This is a genomic window from Streptomyces sp. NPDC097640 (genome assembly GCF_040302705.1).
GTDB lineage: Bacteria > Actinomycetota > Actinomycetes > Streptomycetales > Streptomycetaceae > Streptomyces.
Genome location: NZ_JBEOSB010000033.1, coordinates 1 through 24,826 on the forward strand (window position 1 = coordinate 1; position 24,826 = coordinate 24,826).

Sequence of the window (24,826 nt, forward strand, 5' to 3'; positions counted from 1 at the left end):
TTCCGATCTGGCGCCCCCCCGCGCGGCGGCGCCCCCCCGCGCGGCGGCGCCCCCCCGCGCGGCGGCGCCGCAGATCGACACGGTTTCCCGGCCAATGCCCATCCGCGGCTCCGCCGCGCCGCCTCAAGCCCCCGGGGTCTGGGGCGGAGCCCCAGTTGAGGGAAGGGGCGGGGAGGGGAATAGAACCGCCGAACACCCCCTGGCCCTGCGGTCCGGGGCCCGCAGGGCCAGGGGTGGACGCCGAGCGGCTCGCGCTGTGGGGCGCGGCGGGCCGGGCGGCGCCGGGGAGCCGACGTCCGCGTGCCCCCGGCCGCGCACAGCGCGTCCGCGCCGCGCTACGACGTCTCGCCCACCCGGTCGCCGTCCGCCGGGCGGGCCGGTTCGGGGGAGGGCCCGAGGGTGTCCGTCGGGCGGCGCGTCGCGGTGGCGCGTATCAGCCATACCGTCGTGGCCAGGCAGATCGCCGACACCGCGGCCAGGATGAGCGGCACCGACCGGATGCCGGACAGCTCGATGGCCTTGCCCAGCGCCGGGCCCGCGGCCACGCCGCCGACCATGGAGGCCGCGATGACCAGCGCCCCGGCCCGGCGGGCGCGCGGGGCCGCGTCGTTCAGCCAGGGCAGGCCGGTCGGGAAGATCGGCGCGATGAACAGGCCGACGCCCGCGTACGCGTACGGGGCCAGCGCGGGCACCGCGGCGAGCAGCAGGCACGCGGTCATGCCCGCGCAGCTGACCGCGATGATGGACCGGGCGGGCCAGCGCAGCGCGAGCGGCGCGACCAGGAACCGCCCGACCGTCATCATCAGCCAGTAGACGGAGGTGGCGGAGGCGGCGGCGGTCGCGCCGTAGCCGACGGTCTCCAGGTGGGTGGGCTCCCAGCCGCCGACGCCCGCCTCGATGCCCACGTGCAGGACGTACAGCAGGACGAAGGCGCCCAGCACGGTGGCCAGGCTGCGGGACCGCGCCCGCGCCCGCCCCGCGGCCACGTCAGCCGCGCCGCTCGCGCCGTCCGCCCCCGTGGCCTCGCCCGTCCGCGGGGGAGCCCCGTCCCGCACCCCGGCCAGGCACAGCAGCAGCGGCAGGGTCAGCGCGGCGAAGCCGAGGAAGATCGCGGTGTAGTGCTCCGCCCCGACCAGGCCGATCAGCGCCGGGCCGAGGATCGCGCCGATGCCGAAGTGGGCGTTGAGGATGTTGAGCATGGCGGTGCTGCGGCGCCCGAAGCCCACGGCGAAGAGCTGGTTCAGGCCGTAGTCGATGCCGCCGAAGCCCAGCCCGGCCACCAGCGCCATGGCGAGGGCGGCGGGCCATGTGGGGGCGAGGGCGAAGCCGGCCGCGCCGAGGGCCATCAGCAGATACGAGCCGCCCAGGAGCTTGCGGTTGCCGATCCGGGCGGCGGGGGCGGCGGGGGCGGCGCGGCCGAAGAGCCGGTCGAAGACGAGGACGCCCGCGACCCCGCCCACGAAGTGCGCGCTCAGGCCGAGACCGGCCGTGGAGGGGGAGAGGCCGAACTCGTCGCGGAAGGCGGGGATCGACGGGCCGTAGAGCGCCTGGAGCGCGCCGATCAGGATGAAGCCCACACAGGACGCGACCACGGCGGCGCGGCTGAACAGCGGGGTCTCGTCGTCGGGTCGGGGGAGCGGAGGCGTGCTCGGAGGCTTGTCCACGACGGGAGTGTTACCGCTAACATTCCGCCCGTCAAGGCATCTGCCGCCCGCTCGGGGCGGGAGCCCGCACCCGGTTGCGCCACCGACCGCCTCGGGTAAAGTGTTCGCGGCTTCAGTAGCGAACGACCGAGGAGGTGAGACCCATTACCGCTGTGTCAGGTCGGGTGCTCTCATCTCACGGCCGTGCGGTCCCTCAGGGATAGGTGACCGCGGGAGCGCCCACAGGCGTCCCGAAAGGCTCCCATGTCGGTTTCACCGTCACTCCTCCCCCTCTCCACCATCGTCACCAGGCTCCGGGCCGTCGGCTGTGTCTTCGCCGAGGACGAGGCGCGGCTGCTGGTCACCACGGCGCGCACCCCCGACGAACTCGCCGCCATGGTCGACCGCCGGGTGGCGGGTCTGCCCCTGGAGCACGTCATCGGCTGGGCGGAGTTCCACGGTCTGCGGATAGCCGTGGACCGCGGCGTCTTCGTGCCCCGCCGGCGCACCGAGTTCCTCGTCGACCAGGCCGTCGGCCTCGCCCGGCACGGGTCCGTCGTCGTCGACCTGTGCTGCGGCTCGGGCGCGGTGGGCGCCGCGCTGCTCGCGGCGCTGGGTCCCGCTTCCCCGATCGAGCTGTACGCCGTCGACATCGAGCCCGCCGCGGTGCGGTGCGCGCGGCGCAACATCCCCGCCGGGGACGGCCGGGTGTACGAGGGCGACCTCTACGAGCCGCTGCCCGCCGCGCTGCGCGGCCGCGTCGACGTCCTGGTGGCCAACGCCCCCTACGTACCCACCGACGACATCCGGCTGCTGCCCCCGGAGGCCCGCGACCACGAGCCGCGCGTCGCGCTCGACGGGGGCGCGGACGGGCTGGACGTCCAGCGGCGGGTGCTCGCCGAGGCCAAGCGGTGGCTGGCGCCGGGCGGCCGGCTGCTGATCGAGACCAGCGAGCGCCAGGCGCCTCGAACCGCCGAGACCTTCGCCCGGTACGGGCTGGTGCCGCGGGTCGCCGGGTGCGAGGAGCTGAGCGCGACCGTGGTCATCGGCACCAGACCCGCCACGGTCTGATCCGCGTCCCCCGGGCCCTCTCGAATCCCCCGTCGGACCCCTTGGAGGAGGCGCACGTCGGCGCGTCCCCCAACGCGCCGACGTGCAGAGGCCGCCGACCTGCCATCCCCCGTCAAGCAGGTCGGCGGCTCCCGAGGCGCCGCTCCGGTCCCAATCGGAGCCGCTGAGAACACTCTGCCGTATCGGACTTGGACGAAATCTTGAGGAAACCTTGGACGGCACGGCACGCGGCGTCCCGGATTCGCGAGAAGATCAGGGTGCGGGGGGAGAGACCAAGGGTGGGGAGAGGCTCATATGGAGTTCCGGGTCCTCGGCCCGGTTGAGGCGTGGACCGGAAACCGGCACGTCGACCTGGGGCACGCCAAGCAGCGCTGTGTGATCGCGGTCCTGTTGGTGGAGGCCAACCGCGTCGTACCCGCAGGGCAGTTGATCGACCGGGTGTGGGGCGAGGAGCCCCCGGCGTCCGTGCGCAGCGTGCTGTACGGGTACGTGGCACGGCTGCGGGCGGCGCTGCGCGCTCTGGAAGAGGGCGCAGCGGGGGCGGTGGAGCCGGGCGGGGCCCGGCTGGCGCGGCGCTCCGGCGGCTATGTGCTGGAGGTGGCGCCCGAGTTGGTGGACCTCCACCGGTTCCGCGGCCTGGTCGCCGAGGCCGCGGCCATGGAGGAGGACCCCACGCGCGCCGCCGGGCTGCTGCGCGGGGCCCTCGGGCTGTGGCGTGGGGAGGCCCTCTCCGGACTGTCCGGCGACTGGGCCTGGAACATGCGGGAGCGGCTGGGCAGCGAGCACATCGCGGCCCGGCTGGCGCTGGGCGACGCGGAGCTGCGGCTGGGCCGGCACGGCGAACTGCTGCCCGAGCTGCGCGACCTGGCCGCCGCCCACCCGCTGGACGAGCGGGTCGTACGGCAGCTGATCATGACGCTGTACCGGTGCGGGCGGCAGGCCGAGGCGCTGGAGGTGCACACGCGTACGCGCGAGCGGCTGGCCGATGAGCTGGGGGTCGACCCCGGGCCCGAGCTCCAGGCGCTGTACCAGCGGATCCTGGTGGGCGACCTCGATGTGCGCGCGCCCGTGCAACCGTCCGCGCCCGCGCAACCGTCCGCGCCCGCGCAACCGTCCGCGCCCGCGCAGCCCTCGCCCCAGGCCGCCTCGGCCGACCCCGCGCCGCCCGGCCCGCAGGACCACAGCGGGCCGCGGCTGATCCCCGCCGAACTGCCGCGCGCCGTGCCCGGCTTCACCGGCCGCGCCGAGGCCGTCGCCCGGCTGCACGCCCTCGTCCCGCCCGACGGCCCGGCGCCCGACACCGGCACGGTGGTGATCTCCGCGATCGGCGGCACCGCGGGCGTGGGCAAGACCGCGCTCGCCGTGCACTGGGGCCACCAGGTGCGGGAGCGGTTCCCGCACGGCCAGCTGTACGTGGACCTGCGGGGCTTCGACGGCAGCCGCCGGCCGCTGCGCCCGCGCGACGCCCTCGGGCAGCTGCTGCGCGGGCTGGGCCTGACGCCGCAGGAGATCCCGGCCGACGAGGACGAGATGATCCTCCGCTACCGGTCGCTGCTGGTGGACCGGCGGATGCTGATCCTGCTGGACGACGCGGTCTCCGCCGAGCAGGTGCGCCCGCTGCTGCCCGGCGGCCCTTCCTGCCTGGTCGTGGTGACCAGCCGCAACCGGCTGAGCGGCCTGGTCGCGCGGGAGGGCGCGCGCCCCCTCATGCTCGACGTACTGTCCCCCGAGGAGGCGCACGCCCTGCTGGTCGCCGTCCTCGGGGAGCCGCGGGTGGCGGCCGAGCCGGAGGCCGTGGCCGAACTCGCCCGGCTGTGCGGCTACCTCCCGCTCGCGCTGCGCGTGGCCGCCGCGCAGCTCGCCTGCGAGCCCGGCCGGCGCATCGCCGACCTGGCGGCCGAGCTGGCGGAGGGCAGCAGGCTGGCGGTGCTGGAGCTGGAGGACGACGAACGGTCCGCGGTCCGTGCCGCCCTCGACCTTTCGTACCGGGCCATCGCCCCCCGGGCCCGGCTGCTGTTCCGGCGGCTGGGCCTGGTCCCGGGCCTGGAGTTCGACGCCGGGGCCGCGGCGGCGCTGCTGGACGACACCGAGGAGCGGGCCGCGGAGGTGCTGGCCGCCCTCGCGGGCGCGCATCTGATCGAGTCGCGCGGGGAGGGCCGTTACGGATTCCACGACCTGCTCCGCGAGTACGCCTGGGAGCGGCTGGAATCCGACGACCCCCAGGGGGAGTCGGCGGCAGCGCGCGACCGGCTGTACGCGTGGTATCTGCTCGCCGCCGACGCCGCGGGGCGCATCCTGTATCCGCAGATCCCGAGGCTGCCGCGCGAGATGGGCGAAGCGCCCCCGGGGGACGCCGAGGACGGGCCGTACGCCCCGTTCGCCGCGGGCTCGGAGACGTTACGCATCCCCAGGGTGCACGCACCGATGCGGCTCGCCGACGAGATCGAGGCCATCGTGTGGCTGGAGGCCGAGCGGGCCAATCTCCTGGCCGTGATCGAGCGGACCGCACACCAGGGGCCGCGCGCGGTGTCATGGCATCTGACGGACGCGTTGCTCGGCTACTTCTGGCTCTGCCTGCCCCGAGGCACCTGGCAGGTCACCGCGCAGAGCGCGCTGGACGCCGCCGTCGCCGAGGGCGACCGGCGCGGTGAGGCCGCCATCTACTACAACATCGGCTTCGCCCTGTGGGACCTCGGCGTCCTCGGCCAGTCCGCCCTCCACCACAACCGCGCCATCGAGCTGCACCGCGTCATCGGCTGGTCCCCCGGCGAGGCGGCGGCCCTCGGCGGACTGGCGTACGTGGAGTGGGAGCAGGCCCGACTGGACGACGCGCTCCGGCACTTCGACGCCGCGCTGGCGATCCTGCGCGAGCTGGGGCAGACCGACGCGGAGGCGCTGGCGCTCATCGGCGTCGGTCTCGTCCACCGGGACATGGGCCGGCTGCCGGAGGCCGTGAGCGACCTGGAGACGGCGCTGCACATCCGGCGCAAGGCCGGAGTCCGCTACGAGGCCAATCACCTGGACAACCTCGGCATCGCGTACTGGGAGGCCGGGCGGCTGCGCGAGGGCCTGGAGGTCCTCGCCGAGGCCGTGGCCATCAACGAGGCCGTCGGCTACCGCAACGGCCACGCGGTGGCGCTCCTGGTCACCGGCCGCATCCATCTGGAGTGCGGGCGCCATGAGGAGGGGCTGGAACACGGCGAGCGCGCGCTGCGGCTCGTCATGGACACCGGAAACCGCCGCATCCAGTCCGACGCCCTCAACACCATCGGTGAGGCGCACCGGCGCGCCGGGCGCGGCGACCGGGCGGCCGAGAGCCATCAACGCGCGCTGCTCGCGGCGCGCGCCGCGCAGAACCGGCGCGCGGAGGCGGACAGCCTGCTGGGCCTGGCCGCCGCCCACCGCGCCCTCGGCCACGCCGAGGCCGCGCTCGCCCGGGCGGACGAGGCCCGGCAGCTGGCGCGGCGCAGCGGCTTCCGGCTGGTCGAGGGGCAGGCCCTGACCGAACTCGGCGAGATCCACGCCGCCGCAGGGCAGTACGCGGAGGCGCTCGCCTGCGCGGCCGAGGCGGTGGCCGTGCAGCGGGAGTCGGGCCACCGGCTGGGCGAGGCCCGGGCCCTCGAGGTCATCGGCCGGGTGCCGGACGCCGTGCCGGACCTGGCCGTAGGCGAGGAGGGGATGGCGGCCGGGGACGGCGGCCGGGCCCGGGCGGCCCGGCGCCGCGCGGAGCGGATCTACGCGGCCACGGGCGCGCGGCGCGAGGACTGACCCGACCGTCGGGCCCCAGGCCCGGCCCCAGGTCCGGCCCCAGGCCCGGCCCCTGGCAGCGCGGTCAGTCGAGGTCGTCGCAGATCTGGCGGGCCTTGGCGAGGTTCTTCTTCACCCGGCTGTCGTTGAAGTCGTAGGTCACGGCATGCGTGTTCTGGGCGAGGCGCACGGCCTCCGCGAGCGGCTTGTACTGGGCGTCGCCCGCGGCCGCCGACGCGGAGAGCGCGCCGGCGGCGCCGAAGTGGTTCAACGCGATCTCGCCCTTCGCGCCCTTCGTGGCGTAGTCCGATGGCTCGAATCCGCTCAGCGCCCGGCAGGCGTCCCGCGCGTCGCCCGCCGCGTCGTTGGCGGACGAGCCGTCGCCGCTGACCGCCCAGGCCACACCGACGCCCGCGCCGCCGATCAGGATGCCCCCGATCAGCGCGGCGGCCAGAGTCCGGGAGGCCTTGCGCGGCGCCGGGGTGGCCGGCGAGTCCGGGGCGTCGGTCGGCGGTATGTGCGCGGGAGAAGGCTGCTGTGACGACATGCGCATCAAGATAGCTGCTCAGCGGCACATTGCCGGAGCGGGATGCCCCCAGGCCTCCCCTCCCGCCGTCAGTCGATCCAGCGGTAGCGGCGCTCCGGGCGGCCCGTCCCGCCGTAGCGCAGGGTGACCTCCACGCGCCCCGTCTCGGCGAAGTACTCGAGGTAACGGCGGGCGCTCACCCGGGAGAAGGCGCCCGCCTCCGCGCACTCCGCCGCCGAAAGCCCCTCGGCGTGCCCGCGCAGCGTGCGCTCGACGAGGCTCGCGGTGTGGGCGGCCAGGCCCTTCGGGAGCTGCTCGCGGGAGCGGGCGCCGCGCGGGCGGGTGCCGAAGATCTGGTCCACGTCCTCCTGGCTGGCCTCGCCGAGCGTGTCGAGTCGGGCCCGCAGCGCGGCGGCGTGTCTCAGCTGCTCCTGGAGCGCGGCGCGGTCGAACGGCTTGATGAGGTAGTGCAGCGCGCCCGCGCGCAGCGCCTCGCGCACGGCGTGCGGATCCTTGGCCGCGGTGATGAACAGCGCGTCCACCTGCCGGTGTTCCTCCCGCTCCCGCATCCGGCGCAGCACACTGATGCCGTCCATGTCCGGCAGATAGACGTCCAGCAGGACCAGGTCGGGGCGGAGCGCGTCGGCGGCGCGCAGCGCCTCGGCGCCCGTGTGGGCCACCCCGGCGACCGTGAAGCCGTCCAGGGACGCGACATAGCGGCTGTGCAGCTTGGCCACCATGAAGTCGTCGTCGACCACCAGCACTCTCGTCATCGGACGCGCCTTCCCCGTTGCCTTCCCCGTGTACGCAACGACCACAAGGTCTCTTAATACCGAAAGAGAGACAGCGCGTTAACCCACAGGCAACATGTGGCGCGCCTCACACAGACACCCACGAAGAAAGAAAGGCGGTGTCACCGTGCGTCTGAGTCCGCGTCTGCGTACCCCGCTCGCCCTGCTCTCTGCGGCTCTGATCGTGCTCCTCGGGCCCCCGTTGCTCAGTACCGGCAGCGGCTCCGCCACCGGCACCCACATCCCCGGCCTGCGCCTGATGGTGCCCAACACCCCCGGTGGCGGCTATGACATCACGGCCCGTACGGCGGCCAAGAGCGCCGAGGACGCCGATCTGAGCCGCAACATCGAAGTGTTCAACCTGCCCGGCGCGGGCGGCACCGTCGGGCTGAGCCGCCTGGTGTCCGAGCGCGGCAACGGCAAGCTCGCGATGTCCATGGGCCTGGGGGTGGTGGGCGCGGTGCACACCAACCACGCGCCGTCCACCCTCGCCGATACGACGCCCATCGCCCGGCTCACCGAGGAGCCGGACATCGTGGTCGTGGCCAAGGGGTCCAAGTACCGCGACTTCGGCCAGCTGGTGGCGGACTGGCGCCAGAAGCCCGGCTCACTCCCGGTCGGCGGCGGCTCCTCGCCCGGCGGGCCGGACCACCTGGCCCCCATGCTGATGGCCAAGGCCGCCGGGATCGCCCCGAAGAAGGTCAACTACATCCCGTACGACGGCGGTGGCGAGCTGCTGGCCTCCGTGCTCGGCGGCAAGGTCGCCTTCGGCGTCTCCGGCGTCGGCGAGTACCTCGACCAGATCGAGGCGGGCGAGCTGCGGGTGCTGGCGGTGACCAGCGACAAGCGCCTTCCGGGCCTCGACGCGCCGACGCTCGAGGAGGCCGGCCTGGACGTCACGTTCACCAACTGGCGCGGCATCGTCGCCCCGCCCGACCTGACCGACGCCGAGCGCGACAAGCTGATCGAACTGATCACGAAGATGCACGCCTCGAAGGAGTGGCAGGAGGCGGTGCGGCGCAACCGCTGGACCGACGCCTTCATGACGGGCGAGGAGTTCGGACGCTTCCTGACCGCCCAGGACAAGCGCGTGGACACGGTGCTGAAGGAGCTGGGACTGTGACCGACAGCCACGCCAACACCGACACCGGCAACGACACTGACAGCAACACAGCCACCAACACAGCCACCAACACAGCTATCAACACAGACCCCGGCACCGGGCTCAGAGCCTTCCTGCGCGGCCGCTCCGAACTCGGCGTCAGCGCCCTGCTGCTGGCCATCGGCGTCCTCGTGCTCACCGACGCGCTCACCATGGACACCGACTTCGCCCAGCGCGGCCCCGTCGGCCCCAAGACCGTACCGATCGTCGTCGGCGTCGCCCTGCTGGTCGTCGCCGTCCTGCTGGCCGTGGACGTCCTGCGCGGCGGCAAGGGCGAGTCCGAGGGCGGCGAGGACATCGACCTGAGCGCGCCCGGCGACTGGCGCACCGTGCTCCTCCTGGCCGGGGTCTTCCTCGCCAACGCCTTCCTCATAGAGCCGCTCGGCTTCCCCATCTCCGGCGCCCTGCTCTTCTGGGGTTCGGCCTACGCCCTCGGCAGCCGCGCCTTCCGCCGCGATCCGCTGATCGCAGCCGTGCTCTCCACCGCCACCTTCTTCGTCTTCGACCGACTGCTCGCGGTGCCGCTGCCCGGCGGCCCGCTGATGGAGGTGCTGTAACGCGATGGACTCCCTGTCCTCCCTCATCGACGGCTTCGGCACCGCCCTGAGCCCGGTCAACCTGCTCTGGGCCGCGATCGGCGTGCTGCTCGGCACCGCCATCGGAGTGCTCCCCGGCATCGGCCCGGCCATGGCGGTCGCGCTGCTGCTCCCCGTCACCTACGGACTCGACCCCACCGCCGCGTTCATCATGTTCGCGGGCATCTACTACGGCGGCATGTTCGGCGGTTCCACCACCTCCATCCTGCTCAACACCCCAGGCGAGACCGCCGCCGTCGTCGCCGCCATGGAAGGCCATCCCATGGCCCGCTCCGGGCGCGGCGCCCAGGCCCTGGCGGCGGCCGCGATCGGCCACTTCGCGGGCGGCATGATCGGCACCTGTCTGCTGGTCTTCCTCGCCCCGACCGTCGCCGAACTCGCCGTCGACATCGGCGCGCCCGACTACTTCGCCATCATGGTGCTGGCCTTCATCGCCGTGACCTCCGTGCTCGGCAGCTCCCGCATCCGCGGCTTCGCGTCCCTCCTCATCGGGCTCACCATCGGCCTGGTGGGTCTGGACCAGATGACCGGCCAGCAGCGGCTCACCTTCGGCTCGCTCGATCTCGCCGACGGCATCGACGTCGTCATCGTCGCGGTCGGCCTCTTCGCCATCGGCGAGGCGCTGTGGGTGGCCATGCATCTGCGCCGCCGCCCCGACAAGCCCATCCCGGTCGGCCGCCCCTGGCTCGGCAAGGCCGAGCTGCGCCGCACCTGGAAGCCCTGGCTGCGCGGCCCGGCGATCGGCTTCCCGTTCGGCGCGATCCCGGCGGGCGGCGCGGAGATCCCCACCTTCCTGTCGTACGTGACCGAGAAGCGGCTCTCCAAGCACCGCGACGAGTTCGGCAAGGGCGCGATCGAGGGCGTCGCCGGGCCCGAGTCGGCCGCCTCCGCGTCCGCCGCGGGCACGCTCGTCTCGATGCTCACCCTCGGCCTGCCCACCACCGCGGTCGCCGCGGTGATGCTGGCCGCCTTCCAGCAGTACGGCATCCAGCCCGGCCCGCTGCTCTTCGAGCGCGAACCCGACCTGGTGTGGGGGCTGATCGCCTCGCTGTTCATCGCCATGGTCATGCTGCTGGTGCTCAACCTCCCGCTGGCGCCCGTATGGGCCAAGCTGCTGCGCGTCCCGAGGCCGTATCTCTACGCGGGCATCCTCTTCTTCGCAGCGGTCGGCGCGTACGCGGTGGGCGGCGAGCCGCTGGACCTCGTGATCCTGCTGATCATCGGTCTGCTGGGGCTGCTGATGCGGCGCTTCGGCCTGCCGGTGCTGCCCGCGGTGATCGGCGTCATCCTCGGGCCCGCGGCCGAGCAGCAGTTGCGGCGGGCCCTCCAGATCAGCGACGGGAGCGTGTCGGGGCTGGTCAACACGCCCTTCTCGGTGACTGTGTACGTAGTCATCGCGCTGATCCTGTGCTGGCCGCTGGCGAAGGGGCTGGTGCTGCGCGGGCGCGCGAAGACGAAGGCGTCCTGACGTCCTGAGGCCCTGACGTCCTGAGGCCGGGGCGTTGTCAGTGGTCGATGGCACGCTCGGGACATGAGCTCCGAAAGCCTGATTCCCGAGCAGCCGACCGTCGCCTACTGGGACGCCCTCGCGGCCGACTTCGACGACGAGCCGGACCACGGCCTGCGCGACCCGGTCACCCGGGCCGCGTGGGCCGCCCGGCTGCGCGCCTGGCTGCCCGGCCGCCCCTGCGAGGTGCTCGACCTCGGGTGCGGCACGGGCAGCCTCGCCTTGCTCGCGGCCGAGCAGGGCCACCAGGTCACCGGCGTCGACCTGGCCCCGCGCATGGCGGAGCTCGCGCGGGCCAAGCTCGCGGGCACGGGCGCCACGGTCCTCGTCGGGGACGCGGCCGAGCCGCCGGTGGGGGAGCGGAGGTTCGACGTCGTCCTGGCGCGCCATCTGCTGTGGGCGCTGCCCGGCCCGGAGCGGGTGCTGCGCCGCTGGACCGGGCTGCTGCGCCCGGGCGGGCGGCTGGTGCTGATCGAGGGGCGCTGGGGCGAGTCCGACCCGGTGGGCCTGCCCGCCGCGGAACTCGCTCGGCTGGCCGAGCCGCTGACGACCCGTACGCGCGTCGAGCAGCTTGCCACCGACAGCTCCCTATGGGGCCGCCCGGTGTCCGATGAGCGCTATGTCCTCATCGCGGAATGACCCGGAGCGCCCGGCGGACCGTAACGCCCGTGCCGGGCTCGCTTCCCCGCCCCTTCCCAGCCCCTGTCGAGCCCCGGCCAATGTGCGGCTCCGCCGCGGGGGCTTTGCCGCGTGATGGGCTCCGCCGCTGGACCCCGGAGCTCCCACGCGGCGGAGCCGCATGTGGGCAGCGGCTGGAAGCTGTGTCGTTTTGCGGCTCCGCCCCGTGGCAGGGGCTTCGCCCCTGGGATCCCCTGGGATCCCCTGGGATCCCCCGGGGTCCAGGGGCGGAGACCTTGGTTCGGGAAGGGGCGGGGTGGGGCAAACAACCCCTACGCGGCGAGCTCCCGTACGTACCGCCACTGCGTGGCCACCGGCGCGTAGCCGAACCACTTGTTGACGGCGAGCATCGGCTCGTTGCCCCCGTCGTTACCGGCGAACGCCTCCACGCAGCCCGCCGCGCGGGCGCGGTGCAGCGAGTCGTTCTTGGCGAGCTTGGCCAGCCCCCGACCTCGGAAGGCGCGGAGCGTGCCGGTCATGCCCGACCAGTAGCGGCCGCGCCCGTCGGTGTGGGCCACGCTGTACGCGGCGACGGCGCCGTCGACGACGGCGACCGAGGTCAGCTCGCGGTCCAGGGCCGGGTGTTCCCAGGTGAGGGCAAGCCACTCGGCGTATGGCGGGCCGGCGAACCTGACGTCACCCGGCTCGTCCTCCGTGCATTCGGCGTCCGCCTCGTACAGCGGGCGCGGGTCGTCGGCGAAGTCGGCGGCCGTGCGCAACTCGACACCGCCCGGGAGGGACTGCGGGTCCAGCGGGGGCAGTGCCGCGCCGGCCAGGTCCAGCCGCTGGACGCGGGAGCTGCGGCCGCGCCGGTAGCCGCGCCGCTCGGCGAAGCTCACGCAGCGCGGCTCGTCCAGCGTCCAGGCGGACACCTCGGCCGCCCCCAGCCCCGCCAGGCGCTCCTCGGCGGCCGACACCAGCGCGGACCCGGCCCCCGTACCGCGCGCGTCGGCGCGCACCACGGTCTGGGCGAACGCCTGCCCGGGCTCACTGCCGTCGTGGAACACACCCGTCGCACAGGAGCCGACGACCCGTCCGTCGGCCTCCGCGATCAGCAGCCGGTACTGCCGCTCGGGCGGGGCACTGGCGACCGTCCAGGCCACCGTCTCCGGTGTCGTCACGAGATACGGGAAGGCGGAGCGCCGCGCCTCGGCGGCGGCCTCGGCGTCCGCGGCACGGAAATCGCGCACGATCAGCGTCATGGTGCCGCACAGTACGGCCCCGCCGCCCCGCGCCGCCTCCCCATTTCTGGGCGTCCGAAAAGGGGATTCGCGTCGGGCTGCGCCCGGCCCGGCCGGTCGTGGCACACAATAGGTGCGACAAACCCGCCCGCACGCCCTGGAGCCCAGCCCGTGGCCTTGAAGATCACCGTCGACCCGGATTCGGCGACGGCCCCCTTTGAACAGATCCGCGCTCAGATCGCCGACCAGGCCCGCTCGGGCGCCCTCCCGGTGGGCTACAAGCTGCCCACCGTACGCGGCTTCGCCGAGGAGCTGGGGCTCGCGGCGAACACCGTCGCCAAGGCGTACCGCACCCTGGAGTCCGACGGGGTGATCGAGACCCGCGGCCGCCACGGCAGCTTCGTCGCCGCCGCGGGCGACGCGGCCGCGCGCGAAGCGGCGAGCGCGGCGGCGGCCTACGCCCAGCGGGTGCGGCGGCTCGGTCTGGACCGGGCGGCCGCGCTGACCGCCGTGGACGAGGCGCTGCGGGCGGTGTACGCCGCGGACGCGTGACGGCGTGCGCCTGGCGGACAGCCAAAGCCTCGAACCGCCGGGCGTGTGCCGCACCATGGAGGCCGGAGGCCCGCAGCCGACCAGGACCAGGACCAGGATGGAGTCCCCATGCCCAGCGCCAAAGCGATCGTCCGGCGGCCCAGCCCTCGCCTCGCCGAAGGGCTCGTCACCCATATCGACCGCACGCCGGTCGACGCCGCGCTGGCGCTGCGGCAGTGGGAGGTCTACGTCGTCGCGCTGCGCGCGCACGGCTGGGAGCCGGTGGAGGTGCCGCCGGCGGACGACTGCCCGGACGGCGTCTTCGTCGAGGACACCGTGGTCGTCCACAAGAACGTCGCGCTGATCGCCCGCCCCGGAGCCGCCTCCCGCCGCGCCGAGACCGCCGCCGTGGAGGAGGCGGTGACCGCGCTCGGGTGTTCGGTGAACCGGATCCGGGAGCCGGGCACCCTGGACGGCGGGGACGTCCTCAAGATCGGCGACACTCTGTACGTGGGCCGCGGCGGCCGCACCGACGCCGGCGGCGTACGGCAGCTGCGCGCCGTCTTCGAGCCGCTGGGCGCCCGGGTGGTGGCCGTCCCGGTGAGCAAGGTGCTCCATCTCAAGTCGGCGGTCACCGCCCTCCCCGACGGCACGGTCATCGGCTATCCGCCGCTGGTCGACGACCTACGGGCGTTCCCGCGCTTTCTCTCCGTCCCCGAGGAGTCCGGCGCGCATGTCGTGCTGCTCGGCGGCGGCAAGCTGCTGATGGCGGCCAGCGCGCCGAAGAGCGCCGAGCTGTTCGCGGACCTCGGGTACGAGCCGGTGCCCGTGGACATCAGCGAGTTCGAGAAGATGGAGGGCTGTGTGACCTGTCTGTCGGTGCGCCTGCGGGATCTGTACGCCTGAGACCTCGAGCCGACCCCGCCCTACAGATACAGCCCCGGCCTACAGATACAGCCCCGCGTCCGTGTCCGCCGGCTGCGCGGGCACCGACGTCGGCCGGGTGCCCCGGCGTAGCGCGAACAGCTCGGCCAGCGTCGCCCCGTCCCGCGCGACCGCGTCCTCCCGGCCGCAGGACTCCCTGCCCAGCCAGTCGACGGCCTCCCTGCGGGTGAGCCGCCCCACCTCGATCCTGGCCAGACAGCGGCCGGGGCGGACCACCGCGGGGTGCAGCCGCTCCAGGTCCTCGTTGGTGGTGACCCCGACCAGTACGTTCCGCCCCTGGCCGAGCAGCCCGTCCGTCAGGTTCAGCAGCCTGGACAGGGCCTGACCGGCCGTGTGCTTGGCCTCGCCGCGGATCAGTTCGTCGCAGTCCTCCAGCAGCAGAAGCCGCCACCGGCCCTTGGCCGAGCCGTCGTCCTCGCCGATCGCGATGTCCATCAGATAGCCGACGTCCGAGAACAGCCGCTCCGGGTCGAGCACGCAGTCCACCTGGCACCAGTCCCGCCACGAGCGGGCCAGCGTGCGCAGCGCGGAGGTCTTGCCGGTGCCGGGCGGGCCGTGCAGCAGCAGGAGCCGGCCCGCGATGTCGTCCGGGGTGATCTTCATCAGCCCGTCCATGGCCTCGGCGACCGGTGCGGTGTAGTTGCCCCGGATCTCCTCCCATGTCCCGGCGGAGATCTGCCGCGTGGTGCGGTGCGGGCCGCGCCGCGGGGAGACGTACCAGAAGCCCATCGTCACGTTCTCCGGCTGGGGCTCCGGCTCGTCCTCCGCGCCGTCGACCGACTGCCGCAGCACCTTCTCCGCGAGGTCGTCGGAGACGGCCGTCACGGTCACATCCGCGCCCCGGCTCCACCGGGACACCAGCAGCGTCCAACCGTCGCCCTCGGCGAGGGTCGCGCTGCGGTCGTCGTCCCGGGCGGCGCGCAGCACCTTCGCGGCGGGCGGCAGCAGCGTCAGGCCGGACTTGACCCGGTCGACGGAGTGGCTGCGGGCGTACGGCTGCTCGCCGGTGGCGAACCGCCCGAGGAAGAGCGCGTCCACGATGTCGGACGGGGAGTCGTTGTCGTCGACGGTCAGCCGGACCGGGAGCGACTGCTCCGGGGGTGTGGTGGGCAGGGCCTGCCTCCTGGAAGAGCGGGACGGTGCGCCGGTCCGCGCACACCCGAGCCATGATTCAGCACCGGCGGCCGTCGCGCACCCGGGTTTACGGTCGTTTACCGAGCTGTTCTCGAAGAAGCCCGCCGAATGGGGGCGTTCGTGGATACTCTTACCCGATATGGGGCGTCGTATCGCGGGACGTCATACAGGGGGACGGATGGTGTTATCGCGCGGCGGGCGGTGGCGGCTCACCGCACTGCTCGGCATCGGCGTGGCGGCCCTGGCGCTGCTGCTGACCACCTGCGCGGGCCTGTCCGGTGAGGGCTCCGGGCGGCGGGGCGCGGCCGCGACGCGTGAGCGGGCGGCCGCGGCGGCCCCCGGCTGGGGCTTCACCCACACCCAGTACAGCGCCGACCACGGCACCGAGCAGGGCAGACGGGCCGCGGAGGAGATGCTCTCGGCGCGGCCGCTGACGCAGAACCAGCACATCATGGGCTGGGGCGCGAGCAACCCCGAGCCCTCGCCCGGCCGTTACGACTTCGCCGACCTCGACCGCCGCGTCGCCCTCATGCGCAGGACCGGCGCCACGCCCGTGCTCACCCTGTGCTGCGCCCCGACTGGATGAAGGGCGGCCGGCCGGGGGACACCGACTGGTCGCAGCAGGCCCTGGAGACCGCGCCCACCCCCGAGCACTACGCGGACTTCGCGAAGCTCGCGGGCAAGGTCGCCCAGCGCTATCCGGACGTGCGCCATTTCATCGTCTGGAACGAGCTGAAGGGCTTCTACGACGAGGACAAGAAGCGCTGGAACTACGAGGGCTACACCAAGCTCTACAACCTGGTCTACGCGGAGCTGAAGAGGCAGAACGAGCACAATCTGGTCGGCGGGCCGTACGTGGTCGCGGACAGCGACCCGCCGGGCGGAGCGGGCGGCACCGCCGGGGTCGGCGGGGACTGGGGCTCGCTCGACCAGCGGTCCGCGGATGTGATCACGTACTGGAACGAGCACAAGGCGGGCGCGGACTTCGTCGTGGTCGACGGCTCCAGCTACACCCGCGAGGGCGACCAACTGCTGCCGGACGAGTTCGGCGCCACCGCCAAGTTCACGGACGTGACGCGCTGGGTGCGCGAGACGACGCGGCTGCCGGTGTGGTGGGCCGAGTGGTACGTCGAGCCGCCCGACGCGAACGACGACCGCGGCGGCTGGAGCGAGCCGCACCGCCTCGCCGTACAGGCCACGGCCATGGCCCGGCTGGCCCAGGGCGGCGCGGCCGCGGCGCTCTACTGGAACCCGCAGGAGACCGGCGCCACCTGCCCCGGCTGCCTGTGGCGCAGCACCGAGCTGGCGGACGGCGGCGGCGCGCTGCCGATGATGAAACTGCTCGGGCGCTTCGCCCGCGAGTTCCCGCCCGGCACCCGCTTCCGGTCCGTGGACATCGCCGCCGACGACCGGCCGAATGTGGTCGTCCTCGCCGACGACGACGCGCTGCTGGTCGTGAACACCCTGAAGCGGCCGATCCGGGCGAGGATCGACGGGCGGTCGTTCGACATGGACGGGTACGACGTGCGCTGGTTCAAGCGCTGAGACCAGCGCGGCTGTGGTTACGGAGCACTTCCCGGGCCATTCACCGCAGGGCCATGCCGCCCGCCCATGCTGAGGCCGTTCGACGCGGGCGACCACGTGACCGCACATCCGTGTCCGCCTCGCATGACACGAGCGAGAAAGATCAACGCAATGCAGCGACGTTCCTTTGCCTCCGCTGTCTCCGCGGCCGCGGCGGCGCCGTTCCTGATGGGGGCGGCGCCGAGCGGTGGCGACAGCCCGGCGAGCGCGGCGGCCGACAAGCGCCTCAAGCGGGACATGGTGGCCTCCCTGGAAGCAGAGCTCCAGGACCGGGACACGGCGCGGGCCGTAGCCGCCTGGATCTACGACATCGGCTTCGACTGGACCCCCGCCACCGCGCCGATCGGCGAGTTCGACTTCCTCATCGCCTACGCCTTCGGCAACCGGCCGCCCGCGAACGGCGGCGACCCGACGAAGGTGCTCGCCGAGCCAGGCCCGATGAACGAACTGCTCGCCGACACGGTGGCCCAGGTCAGGGCCAAGCGCACGCTGCCGGTGTACGCGCAGTGGGAGATCGCGCACTTCCTGACGGAGAAGTACAACATGTCGCAGGTCATCGCCATCAACCCGGTGATCGCCGCCGATGGCACGATCACCTATCTGAGCACGGACGGCGTCGCGGCGCAGATCGCGGAGAAGCGGAAGTCCACCCCGGGCGGCGTGGGGACGGCGGGCGTCGTCGGATGGCGCGACCACATCAAGCGCTGTGTGCTGACGACCGAAGGCCGCGGCATGAAGGCGTTCGCGCCGGAGGGCTTCACCATGCCGGACACCTACGACCCCGAGTCGGGGCAGCCGTGGACCCGGCGCCGTGATCTGTACCTGGTGCACGACATGAACGCGCAGTGGCAGATGAAGCGGACGGAGCTGGTCGCCCGGATGTATCCGAACGGCTGACTCGGCAGACGCGGCACCGGTCAGGGCGGCCGGGGCGGCCAAGATGGCTAGGACATCGTCCAGAAGCGCTGCCCTAGCGACGCCAGCAGCACGGCGAGCAGCGGCAGCGAGAACCAGAACGAGCCCTGGAGCCACCGCAGCCGCCGCACACTCGGCCGGACCGCGACCCGCACCACCTCGCGCGCCGTCAGCAGGGCGATCAGCGCGGCGGCCGAGAGCGCGCCGAGCACGGACCACGGGGTCCAGGTGATGAGCGGTCCGGCCGGGCCCGGGGCGGGGCGGGGGACCGGGCCGGGTGGCCGGTGCTTCAGCTCGTACAGCACCGCGTCGTCGTTCGACACCACCCGGCGCAGCTCGGGCCGCAGGTTCAGGGAGCGCAGCAGGCGCCGCTCCCAGGTGGCCGAGTAGCCCGAGTCCAGCCGCAGATAGACGGACTGGCCCCGGCCCACCATGAGGTACGAGTTCGGCCCCGCCTCGCGCAACCCCTCGACCAGGCCGTCGACGAGGACGGGGTCGCGCGGCGCGAGCGTCGGCTGGTAGCCGACCCGCTCCATGTCGCGGTACCCCCACGGCATGGCCGGGGTGACGTCGTTGACGGTGTCGTCGCTCAGCCACAGCACCCGCGCGGTCGGCCGGTCGTGGCCGTAGACGTAGTCCATCGCCGCGACCTCGCCCGGCCGCACCCGCTCGAAGGGCTCATTGCCCCAGCGGGCCACCAGGAAGCCGAACATCAGCACGAGCCCCGCCATCAGGGCGGCGACCGGGCCCAGGCCCCGGCGGGCCGACACGACGCGCGGGAACAGCGACAGCGCCCCGAGCGCGCACGCGCCCGGCAGCGCGAACATGAACACGCGCAGCGCCATCTCGCCGCCGTACGACTGCATGCCGAAGCCGAGGAACGGCACGAAGGTCAGCACCGGAAGCGACCGCTCCGCGAACCCGGCCGAGCGCCGCCGCAGCACCCCCCAGCAGGCGAAGGCCAGCACCCCGCCGGCCAGCGCCACCCGGGTGTAGAGCACCAGCTTGTGCACGCTGCTGCCGCCCTCGATACGGCCCGAGACGGACGAGGACACATTGCCGCCCACCCCGCCGACCCCGCCGAACAGCTCGGCGAAGTGGCCCGACCAGTACGGCTCGGCCAGGAACCCGACCCATACCGCGACCATCACTCCGCCCAGCAGCGGCAGCCCGTAGAGATCGGAGCGCCGCACCAGCACCAGCGCCGTCACCACGCCCAGCATCATGAACGGCGTCAGCTGATGGGCCGCCACGGACGCCGTGAACAGCGCGAGCAGCAGGCCGAGCAGCGCGGTGCGCTGTCCGCGCGTGGCGTCGGCCACCTCGGCCTCGCCCGGCCACCGTCTGCCGCGCAGCACGCGCGGCTCCCGGAACCACACCAGCAGGACGGCGACGAAGACCAGGTAGAAGAGGTAGGTGAAGCCCTGCGGCGAGAAGTAGTCCTGGCCCACCCACCCGCACAGCGCGAACAGCCAGGCCGCCGTCCACTTGGCGCGCCAGGTCGCGCGCAGGGACCGCACCAGCAGCATCATCGGCGCGAGGTAGAGGAGCTGAAGGGCCGTCGGCCACCAGCGCAGCACCTCGGTGAAGTCCTCGATGCCACCGGCCTTCGCGAGGAACTCCACACCCGCGAAGAACCCGGGCCAGCTCCACCGCGCGTCCAGGTCGGGCACCGCCTCGCCGGTCCGGCCGATGTAGTCCAGGAACCCGAGGTGCTGCCACGCGGTCGCGAACCGCGGCTCGCCCTCGACCACGGCGGGCACGGCGTGCAGCGACACCACCGTGGCCACCAGCGCCACCGCCAGCACCGCACGCCGCGGCCGCGCCGGGCACAGCGCGGCGACGAACGCGACCACCAGCAGCGCCGCCCCGAGCAGCGTGGCGGGCGGCAGCACGGAGATGAGCCCGAGGCCGCCCATGCCGTCCAGATCGGCCTCGCTCATACGGCTCACCGGCAGCCAGTACAGCGCGAGCGCCACCCCCAGCGTCAGCCACAGCGCCGGCGTCACCCCGCGCCCGCGTCCGCGCTTGCGTCCGTGCCCGCGTCCCGCCCCGGCTGGTCGTTCCGGGGCGGAAGCGGTGTGGCCCGCCGCGGGCCGCGCCCTGAGCACCCCGCGCAGCTTGACCGAGGCGATGGCCGCGATCACCGACAGGCTGGAGATCTCGGCGACCCCCGCCCCCGTCAGCCCCATGCGCGGCAGCAGCACCAGGGTCAGCCCCAGCACCAGCGCACACAGCAGGCCCTGGAGATAGGCGAGCCCCGCGGTGCGGCTCTGCGCGCGCAGCACCGCGAAGTACACCTCGATGACGACCCGCAGCGCCGCCCCCACCGCGAACCACCGCAGCAGCGGCGCCGCCTCCTGCGCGTATCCGTCCCCGAACACCCCGAGGATCCGCGGGGCGAAGACGAAGAGGACGAGACAGACCGGGATCATGATGCGCGCCATCCGGCGCAGCGCCGCGCGGCAGTTCTCGGCCAGCCTGGCCGGGTCGTGCGAGCCCTCGACGGTCAGCGACGCGCCCATGTTGACGGCGAGCAGGTTCGTGGTGCCGCCGATGGTGGTGGCGACGTAGAAGTACGCGTTGTCGGCCGCGCTCACCCGCGAGGCGACGATCACCGGCACCGCGTAGACCACGGCCAGCGAGAACAGCGACCCCGTGCAGTCCCCGGCGAGGAAGCGCCCCATCTCCCGGTAGGCCGCGGGCCGCGCCGTCCCCCGCGTCGCCTCGACGTGGCGCGGTACGAGCCGCCGGAACACCAGCCAGCCCAGCGGCACCACGGACACCGCGATCGAGGCGACCCAGGACACGAACACCCCGGTGGCCGGGATCGCCGCGGCCAGCGCGACGAGCAGCAGCAGCTTCGCCGCCGAGAACACGGTGTTGCCCACCGGCACCCAGAGCGCGCTGCGCAGCCCGGTCAGCACCCCGTCCTGCAAGGTCAGCAGCGACCAGGCGACCACCGCCGCGATGAAGCCGAGGCCGTGGAGGGGCCCGTGCAGAATGCGGTACGAGGGACCCCACACATCGAGCGTGAGCAGGAAGATCCCCGCTGCTATCGCCACGACCACCGAGCTGCCCGCGTACGTACGGAACACCAGCCGCCCGGTCGTCCGCCCGGCGACCGGGACGAAGCGGGCCAGCGCCCCGGTGAGCGTCACCGCCGCGAGTCCCGCGAGGAGCTTCATCGCGGCGATGGCCGCCGAGCCCTGGCCGACCGCGTCCTCCGAGTAGTAGCGGGCCGCGGCCAGCCAGAAGCCGAGGCCGAGGACCGCCGAGATGCCGGTGTTCAGCATCAGCGCGTAGGCGTTGCGGAACAGCTGGCCGCGGTCGTCGCTGGGGCGGTCGGTGGACTTCTCGGCCCGGGTGGTCGTGTCGGACACGGGCTCAGCGCACCTTCCCCGATACCTGACGTGACAGCCGGCGTGACAGCTGACGTGATCTGCGGATCAGGGCGTACCCCTTGGTGAGCGCACGGTCCCGGGCGAAGCGCCGGCCGACCGCCTGCCCGGTGACCAGCCGCTCGAACTCCTCGATGCGCGTGGCGCGGCCGATCGTCACCCGCCGCAGGGCGTACGGGCCCTGACGGCGCGCCGCGAGATCGTTCCCCACCACGAGCCCCACGCCGAACCCGGCCGCGCGCACCGTGCGGCGCACCCGGCGGCTGGAATAGCCGTACGGATAGGCGAAGGACACCGGCGGGCGGCCGAGCTCGTCGGTGAGGATTTCCCGGCAGCGCAGCACCTCGAACCACAGCCGTTCGTCGTCCAGCTGGTCGAGCTGGGGGTGGGTGTGGCTGTGCCCGCCGATCTCGAGACCGGCGGCCGCGAGGGCGCGCAGCTGGTCCCAGTCGAGCATCAGGTCGAGCGCGCGGCCTGTGTCGTACGGGCCGCGCAGCCAGCCGGTCGTGGCGAACAGCGTGGCCGGGAAGCCGCGCGCGGCCAGGGAGGGGAGGGCGTACCGGTGCACGCCCTCGTAGCCGTCGTCGAACGTGATCAGCACGGGCCGCTCCGGCAGCGCCGCCCCGCCCCGCCAGGCGGCGGCCAGCCGCTCGCAGGTGATCGGCGTGAACCCGCGCGCGCCGAGCAGATCCATCTGCGCGGCGAACGCGGGCGGCGAGACGGACAGCGCGCGCGTCGCGTGCGCGGGTGCGTATGCCACGGCGTGGTACATCAGTATCGGCACCCGCCCGCTCATGCCCGGCCTCCCGCGCGGGCGCGAGCCGCGCGCCCGCGTGTGGTGCGGACGCATGCCGTGCGCGGGTGCGCCGCGGTCAGGCGTGCGGCGCCGGCGCGGCCCACGCGCGAACTCCCCGAGCCGACCGTCGGCCACGTCGTCCGGGGCCGCCCCACGGGCCCGGCTGGGCCCATGCGGCCTGCCGGGCCCGTGCGGCCTGCCGTGCCTGCCCGGTCCACCGGGCGCGCTGGGTCGGCCGGACCCAACCGGTTCGCCGGGTGCGCTTGGCGCGCCGGGTCTGCCGGGTCCGCTGTGCCCGCCGGGCAGACCGGGCTCGTCCGGCCCACCGGACCCGCGCGGCCTGCCCGGGCCGTCGGCCCGGGCAGGGGGCGGGGTCCGGTCAGTGGGGGTGGTGCGGCGTGGTGGGTTGTGCGGTGCTGTGCGGGGGTGTCGGGTCTGGCGGTCATGCCGCCCCCTCGCGGGTCTGGGGGCGCGGGCCCCCGGCCGTGTTGTCCCGCGTCGGCTCCGGCGGCCGCACCGCCACCGCGAACCGCGCGCCGCCGGTTCCGCGGGCGCGGGAGGCGCCCACGGCGTAGCCGCTCGCCGCGGCCGCGACGCCGGCCACGATCGCGCCGGCCCGGCCCGCGCCGCCCGGCCGGCCGAGGAGGGCGTCGCGCAGGCCGCGCGCGATGCCGGCCGGCAGCACGCGGGTGGTGTAGCGGCGCTCGGTGGACAGGCCCGCCCGGGCGCCCACGCTGCGGGCGACGAGGGCCTTGGAGAGGCCCTCGGCGTAGGCGCGGGCGCGGAAGTAGGCGAACCGCTCGCGGGCGGGCGGCACCTTGTGGTGGATGACGGCGCGGTCGTCGATGAGCAGCACCGCGTCGGGCCGGGCGCGGCTCAGCCGGATGCACAGCTCGGTCTCCTCGCAGCTCAGCGGCCGCCTGTCGCCGTCCCGCCCGATGCCGGTCGCGAAGCCGCCGGTCACCTCGAAGGCCTCGCGGCGGAAGGACGCGTTGCCGCCGAGGACATTGCGCACCCGGACCCGGCCGGGCGGGAGCCCCCGGTACGTACAGCCGACGACCCAGTCGAACTCCTCGGGGAACCAGGGCGGGCGGCGGCGGGAGGCCCACACCGGGACGGTGCGCCCGCCGACCGCGAGCACCCGTGGGTCGGCGTAGGCGGCGGCGAAGTGGTGCAGCCAGTCGCGCTCGGCGACCGCGTCGTCGTCGAGAAACGCGATGACCTCGCCGGTGGAGGCCGTGACGCCGGTGTTGCGGCCCGCGGACAGGCCACGGGGGCCCGCGTTGGCGAGCACCCGCACGTCCTCCCGGCCCGCCGCCCCCGGGCCGCCGTCGCCGTAATGGGTGGTCAGGCGGCGCAGCAGGGCGGGGTTGTGGTCGACCACGAGAAGAGTCTCGTGGGCGGGCAGCGACTGGCCGCGCACCGAGTCCACCGCCGCGAGGATGTCGTCCCAGCGGTCCTCGGTGTATGCGCAGATCACCACGGACATCCGTGGCCGCGGCAGCGGCGAGGGGCGAGCGGGGAGATCCGTCACGACAGCTCCCCCCTGACCGCCGCGGGCGCCAGCGCGGGGTGGCGGCGGTGCCGCTTGGCGCCCCGCTCGCGAAGGATCACCCGCAGCACGCGCAGCCCGTCACGGACGGCCCGCAGATTGCTGACGCCGTGGATGCGCCGGTACTCGTGGCTGGGGATCTCCTGGACCCGCAGGCCGGCCTTGACCACTCGGATGTTCATCAGCGTCTCGACCTCGAACCCGGCGCAGTCGAGCGCGATCTCGTCCAGGCAGCGGCGCCAGAAGGCGTTGTAGCCGTAGCACAGATCGGTGTAGCGGGCGCCGAACTTGCGGTTGACCAGCGAGGTCAGAGCGCGGTTGCCGAGCTTGCGGATCGGCGTCATGTCGTCCGTGCCGCCGCCGTTGGCGAACCGCGACCCCTTGGCGAAGTCGGCGCCGGAGACCAGCGCGGACACGTAGCTGACGATCTCGCCGCCGTCGGCCGAGCCGTCCGCGTCGACCATCACCACGATGTCGCCGGTGCAGGCGGCGAATCCGGTGATGAGCGCGTCGCCCTTGCCCTTGCCGCGCTGCGGTACGACCTTCACCCCCGGCCACAGCTCGTGCGCCACCCGGACCGTGTCGTCCGTGGAATTCCCGTCCACGAGCACGACTTCATGGATCCAGGAGGGCATTCTCCTGAAAACGTACGGGAGATTCTCTGCCTCGTTCATGGCCGGGATCACGACGCTCACGGGCGGCGCGATCGCGAGATGAGAGGACACCGGGCGATACCGGTGCGGCCCGGAGGTCGTCGATCCCGATGAAATCGATTCGCTTTCCGGCACGTCCGGGCGCACAGAGGAGCTCATGGAATTGTTTCCCTCTCGTCCGGTGGACCGTCCGCCCCCGGGCGGTCCGTTGGGTTATCCGGTTCGAAAGGGGGGTTCTCACCCGCCCATGACGGTATTGACCACCGAACAAGGCCGAGCGAGCTGGCTGGCGTTACTTGCCTCGCGGCCCGCGTCGCGGCATGCCTGAGCAGTGCAGGAGCGCAAGAGCGCAAAAGCACAGGACAGCCGGGCGCGGCACCCCCCTACCGCGATCCCGCTCCGGAATCCAGCGC

Annotated in this window: 18 protein-coding genes and 1 pseudogene; 10 read left to right on the top strand and 9 right to left on the bottom strand. The window is 73.9% G+C overall.

Annotated features, from left to right (window positions below):
- Window positions 1–335: 335 nt before the first annotated feature.
- Window positions 336–1,664 (bottom strand): MFS transporter, encoded by a 1,329-nt coding sequence (locus ABTY62_RS38525; RefSeq protein ID WP_352134026.1) that lies wholly within the window; start codon window positions 1,662–1,664, stop codon window positions 336–338.
- Window positions 1,665–1,907: 243 nt separating this feature from the next.
- On the opposite strand from ABTY62_RS38525, the gene ABTY62_RS38530 reads away from it, so the two are divergent.
- Window positions 1,908–2,714, top strand: a complete 807-nt coding sequence (locus tag ABTY62_RS38530) for a putative protein N(5)-glutamine methyltransferase (RefSeq protein WP_352134027.1) — start codon at window positions 1,908–1,910, stop codon at window positions 2,712–2,714.
- Between the two features lie 294 nt (window positions 2,715–3,008).
- Window positions 3,009–6,482 (top strand): AfsR/SARP family transcriptional regulator, encoded by a 3,474-nt coding sequence (locus tag ABTY62_RS38535; RefSeq protein WP_352134028.1) that lies wholly within the window; start codon window positions 3,009–3,011, stop codon window positions 6,480–6,482.
- Window positions 6,483–6,546: 64 nt separating this feature from the next.
- On the opposite strand, the gene ABTY62_RS38540 is transcribed toward ABTY62_RS38535, so the two are convergent.
- Window positions 6,547–7,008: a hypothetical protein gene (locus ABTY62_RS38540; protein ID WP_352134029.1), complete on the bottom strand. Its 462-nt coding sequence runs from the start codon at window positions 7,006–7,008 to the stop codon at window positions 6,547–6,549.
- Window positions 7,009–7,076: 68 nt separating this feature from the next.
- Window positions 7,077–7,760: a response regulator gene (locus ABTY62_RS38545; protein ID WP_352134030.1), complete on the bottom strand. Its 684-nt coding sequence runs from the start codon at window positions 7,758–7,760 to the stop codon at window positions 7,077–7,079.
- Window positions 7,761–7,905: 145 nt separating this feature from the next.
- Between ABTY62_RS38545 and ABTY62_RS38550 the strand changes: the two genes are divergently transcribed.
- The 4 genes from ABTY62_RS38550 to ABTY62_RS38565 all read left to right on the top strand — a co-directional run bounded on the left by ABTY62_RS38550 (window position 7,906) and on the right by ABTY62_RS38565 (window position 11,682).
- A complete protein-coding gene (locus tag ABTY62_RS38550) occupies window positions 7,906–8,901 on the top strand; it encodes a Bug family tripartite tricarboxylate transporter substrate binding protein (protein WP_352134031.1) in 996 nt (331 codons plus the stop codon).
- A 77-nt stretch (window positions 8,902–8,978) separates the two neighbouring features.
- Window positions 8,979–9,497: a tripartite tricarboxylate transporter TctB family protein gene (locus ABTY62_RS38555; protein ID WP_352134095.1), complete on the top strand. Its 519-nt coding sequence runs from the start codon at window positions 8,979–8,981 to the stop codon at window positions 9,495–9,497.
- A 4-nt stretch (window positions 9,498–9,501) separates the two neighbouring features.
- Entirely contained in the window at window positions 9,502–11,004 is a 1,503-nt protein-coding gene (locus tag ABTY62_RS38560; protein WP_352134032.1) for a tripartite tricarboxylate transporter permease, read from the top strand.
- 63 nt (window positions 11,005–11,067) lie between these two features.
- Window positions 11,068–11,682: a class I SAM-dependent methyltransferase gene (locus tag ABTY62_RS38565; protein WP_352134033.1), complete on the top strand. Its 615-nt coding sequence runs from the start codon at window positions 11,068–11,070 to the stop codon at window positions 11,680–11,682.
- A gap of 311 nt (window positions 11,683–11,993) precedes the next feature.
- Here the strand turns inward: ABTY62_RS38565 and ABTY62_RS38570 are convergent, their stop codons facing one another.
- Window positions 11,994–12,923: a GNAT family N-acetyltransferase gene (locus tag ABTY62_RS38570; protein WP_352134034.1), complete on the bottom strand. Its 930-nt coding sequence runs from the start codon at window positions 12,921–12,923 to the stop codon at window positions 11,994–11,996.
- 150 nt (window positions 12,924–13,073) lie between these two features.
- Here ABTY62_RS38570 and ABTY62_RS38575 point away from each other — a divergent pair, with 150 nt between their 5' ends.
- Together ABTY62_RS38575 and ddaH are read left to right on the top strand one after the other, a co-directional pair.
- Window positions 13,074–13,454 carry a GntR family transcriptional regulator gene (locus tag ABTY62_RS38575; RefSeq protein WP_352134035.1) on the top strand — a complete coding sequence of 127 codons (381 nt, stop codon included), beginning with the start codon at window positions 13,074–13,076 and terminating at the stop codon, window positions 13,452–13,454.
- A gap of 108 nt (window positions 13,455–13,562) precedes the next feature.
- On the top strand, window positions 13,563–14,339 hold the full coding sequence (ddaH, locus tag ABTY62_RS38580; RefSeq protein WP_352134036.1) for a dimethylargininase: 777 nt from the start codon (window positions 13,563–13,565) through the stop codon (window positions 14,337–14,339).
- 39 nt (window positions 14,340–14,378) lie between these two features.
- On the opposite strand, the gene ABTY62_RS38585 is transcribed toward ddaH, so the two are convergent.
- Window positions 14,379–15,491 (bottom strand): DUF5925 domain-containing protein, encoded by a 1,113-nt coding sequence (locus ABTY62_RS38585; protein ID WP_352134096.1) that lies wholly within the window; start codon window positions 15,489–15,491, stop codon window positions 14,379–14,381.
- Window positions 15,492–15,690: 199 nt separating this feature from the next.
- On the opposite strand from ABTY62_RS38585, the pseudogene ABTY62_RS38590 reads away from it, so the two are divergent.
- Window positions 15,691–17,057: pseudogene (locus tag ABTY62_RS38590) on the top strand (xylan 1,4-beta-xylosidase).
- 150 nt (window positions 17,058–17,207) lie between these two features.
- Window positions 17,208–17,993 (top strand): hypothetical protein, encoded by a 786-nt coding sequence (locus ABTY62_RS38595; RefSeq protein WP_352134037.1) that lies wholly within the window; start codon window positions 17,208–17,210, stop codon window positions 17,991–17,993.
- Between the two features lie 47 nt (window positions 17,994–18,040).
- Here the strand turns inward: ABTY62_RS38595 and ABTY62_RS38600 are convergent, their stop codons facing one another.
- From ABTY62_RS38600 to ABTY62_RS38615, 4 genes are all read right to left on the bottom strand, one after another.
- Entirely contained in the window at window positions 18,041–21,394 is a 3,354-nt protein-coding gene (locus tag ABTY62_RS38600) for a lipopolysaccharide biosynthesis protein (RefSeq protein ID WP_502997600.1), read from the bottom strand.
- Between the two features lie 4 nt (window positions 21,395–21,398).
- On the bottom strand, window positions 21,399–22,208 hold the full coding sequence (locus ABTY62_RS38605) for a polysaccharide deacetylase family protein (RefSeq protein ID WP_352134038.1): 810 nt from the start codon (window positions 22,206–22,208) through the stop codon (window positions 21,399–21,401).
- Between the two features lie 442 nt (window positions 22,209–22,650).
- Window positions 22,651–23,697, bottom strand: coding sequence for a glycosyltransferase family 2 protein (locus tag ABTY62_RS38610; protein ID WP_502997603.1), 1,047 nt, complete (start codon window positions 23,695–23,697; stop codon window positions 22,651–22,653).
- Window positions 23,698–23,738: 41 nt separating this feature from the next.
- The gene (locus tag ABTY62_RS38615) at window positions 23,739–24,572 is read right to left on the bottom strand and encodes a glycosyltransferase family 2 protein (RefSeq protein ID WP_352134039.1); all 834 of its coding nucleotides are present in this window, start codon (window positions 24,570–24,572) and stop codon (window positions 23,739–23,741) included.
- Window positions 24,573–24,826: the final 254 nt, after the last annotated feature.

What these genes read in the sequence shown, in the direction of transcription:
- ABTY62_RS38530 (WP_352134027.1), top strand. Translation starts at nt 1,908, where the DNA reads ATGTCGGTTTCACCGTCACTCCTCCCCCTCTCCACCATCGTCACCAGG.
- ABTY62_RS38535 (WP_352134028.1), top strand. Translation starts at nt 3,009, where the DNA reads ATGGAGTTCCGGGTCCTCGGCCCGGTTGAGGCGTGGACCGGAAACCGG.
- ABTY62_RS38540 (WP_352134029.1), bottom strand. Translation starts at nt 7,008, where the DNA reads ATGTCGTCACAGCAGCCTTCTCCCGCGCACATACCGCCGACCGACGCC.
- ABTY62_RS38545 (WP_352134030.1), bottom strand. Translation starts at nt 7,760, where the DNA reads ATGACGAGAGTGCTGGTGGTCGACGACGACTTCATGGTGGCCAAGCTG.
- ABTY62_RS38560 (WP_352134032.1), top strand. Translation starts at nt 9,502, where the DNA reads ATGGACTCCCTGTCCTCCCTCATCGACGGCTTCGGCACCGCCCTGAGC.
- ABTY62_RS38565 (WP_352134033.1), top strand. Translation starts at nt 11,068, where the DNA reads ATGAGCTCCGAAAGCCTGATTCCCGAGCAGCCGACCGTCGCCTACTGG.
- ABTY62_RS38570 (WP_352134034.1), bottom strand. Translation starts at nt 12,923, where the DNA reads ATGACGCTGATCGTGCGCGATTTCCGTGCCGCGGACGCCGAGGCCGCC.
- ddaH (WP_352134036.1), top strand. Translation starts at nt 13,563, where the DNA reads ATGCCCAGCGCCAAAGCGATCGTCCGGCGGCCCAGCCCTCGCCTCGCC.
- ABTY62_RS38595 (WP_352134037.1), top strand. Translation starts at nt 17,208, where the DNA reads ATGCAGCGACGTTCCTTTGCCTCCGCTGTCTCCGCGGCCGCGGCGGCG.
- ABTY62_RS38605 (WP_352134038.1), bottom strand. Translation starts at nt 22,208, where the DNA reads ATGAGCGGGCGGGTGCCGATACTGATGTACCACGCCGTGGCATACGCA.
- ABTY62_RS38610 (WP_502997603.1), bottom strand. Translation starts at nt 23,697, where the DNA reads ATGTCCGTGGTGATCTGCGCATACACCGAGGACCGCTGGGACGACATC.
- ABTY62_RS38615 (WP_352134039.1), bottom strand. Translation starts at nt 24,572, where the DNA reads ATGAGCTCCTCTGTGCGCCCGGACGTGCCGGAAAGCGAATCGATTTCA.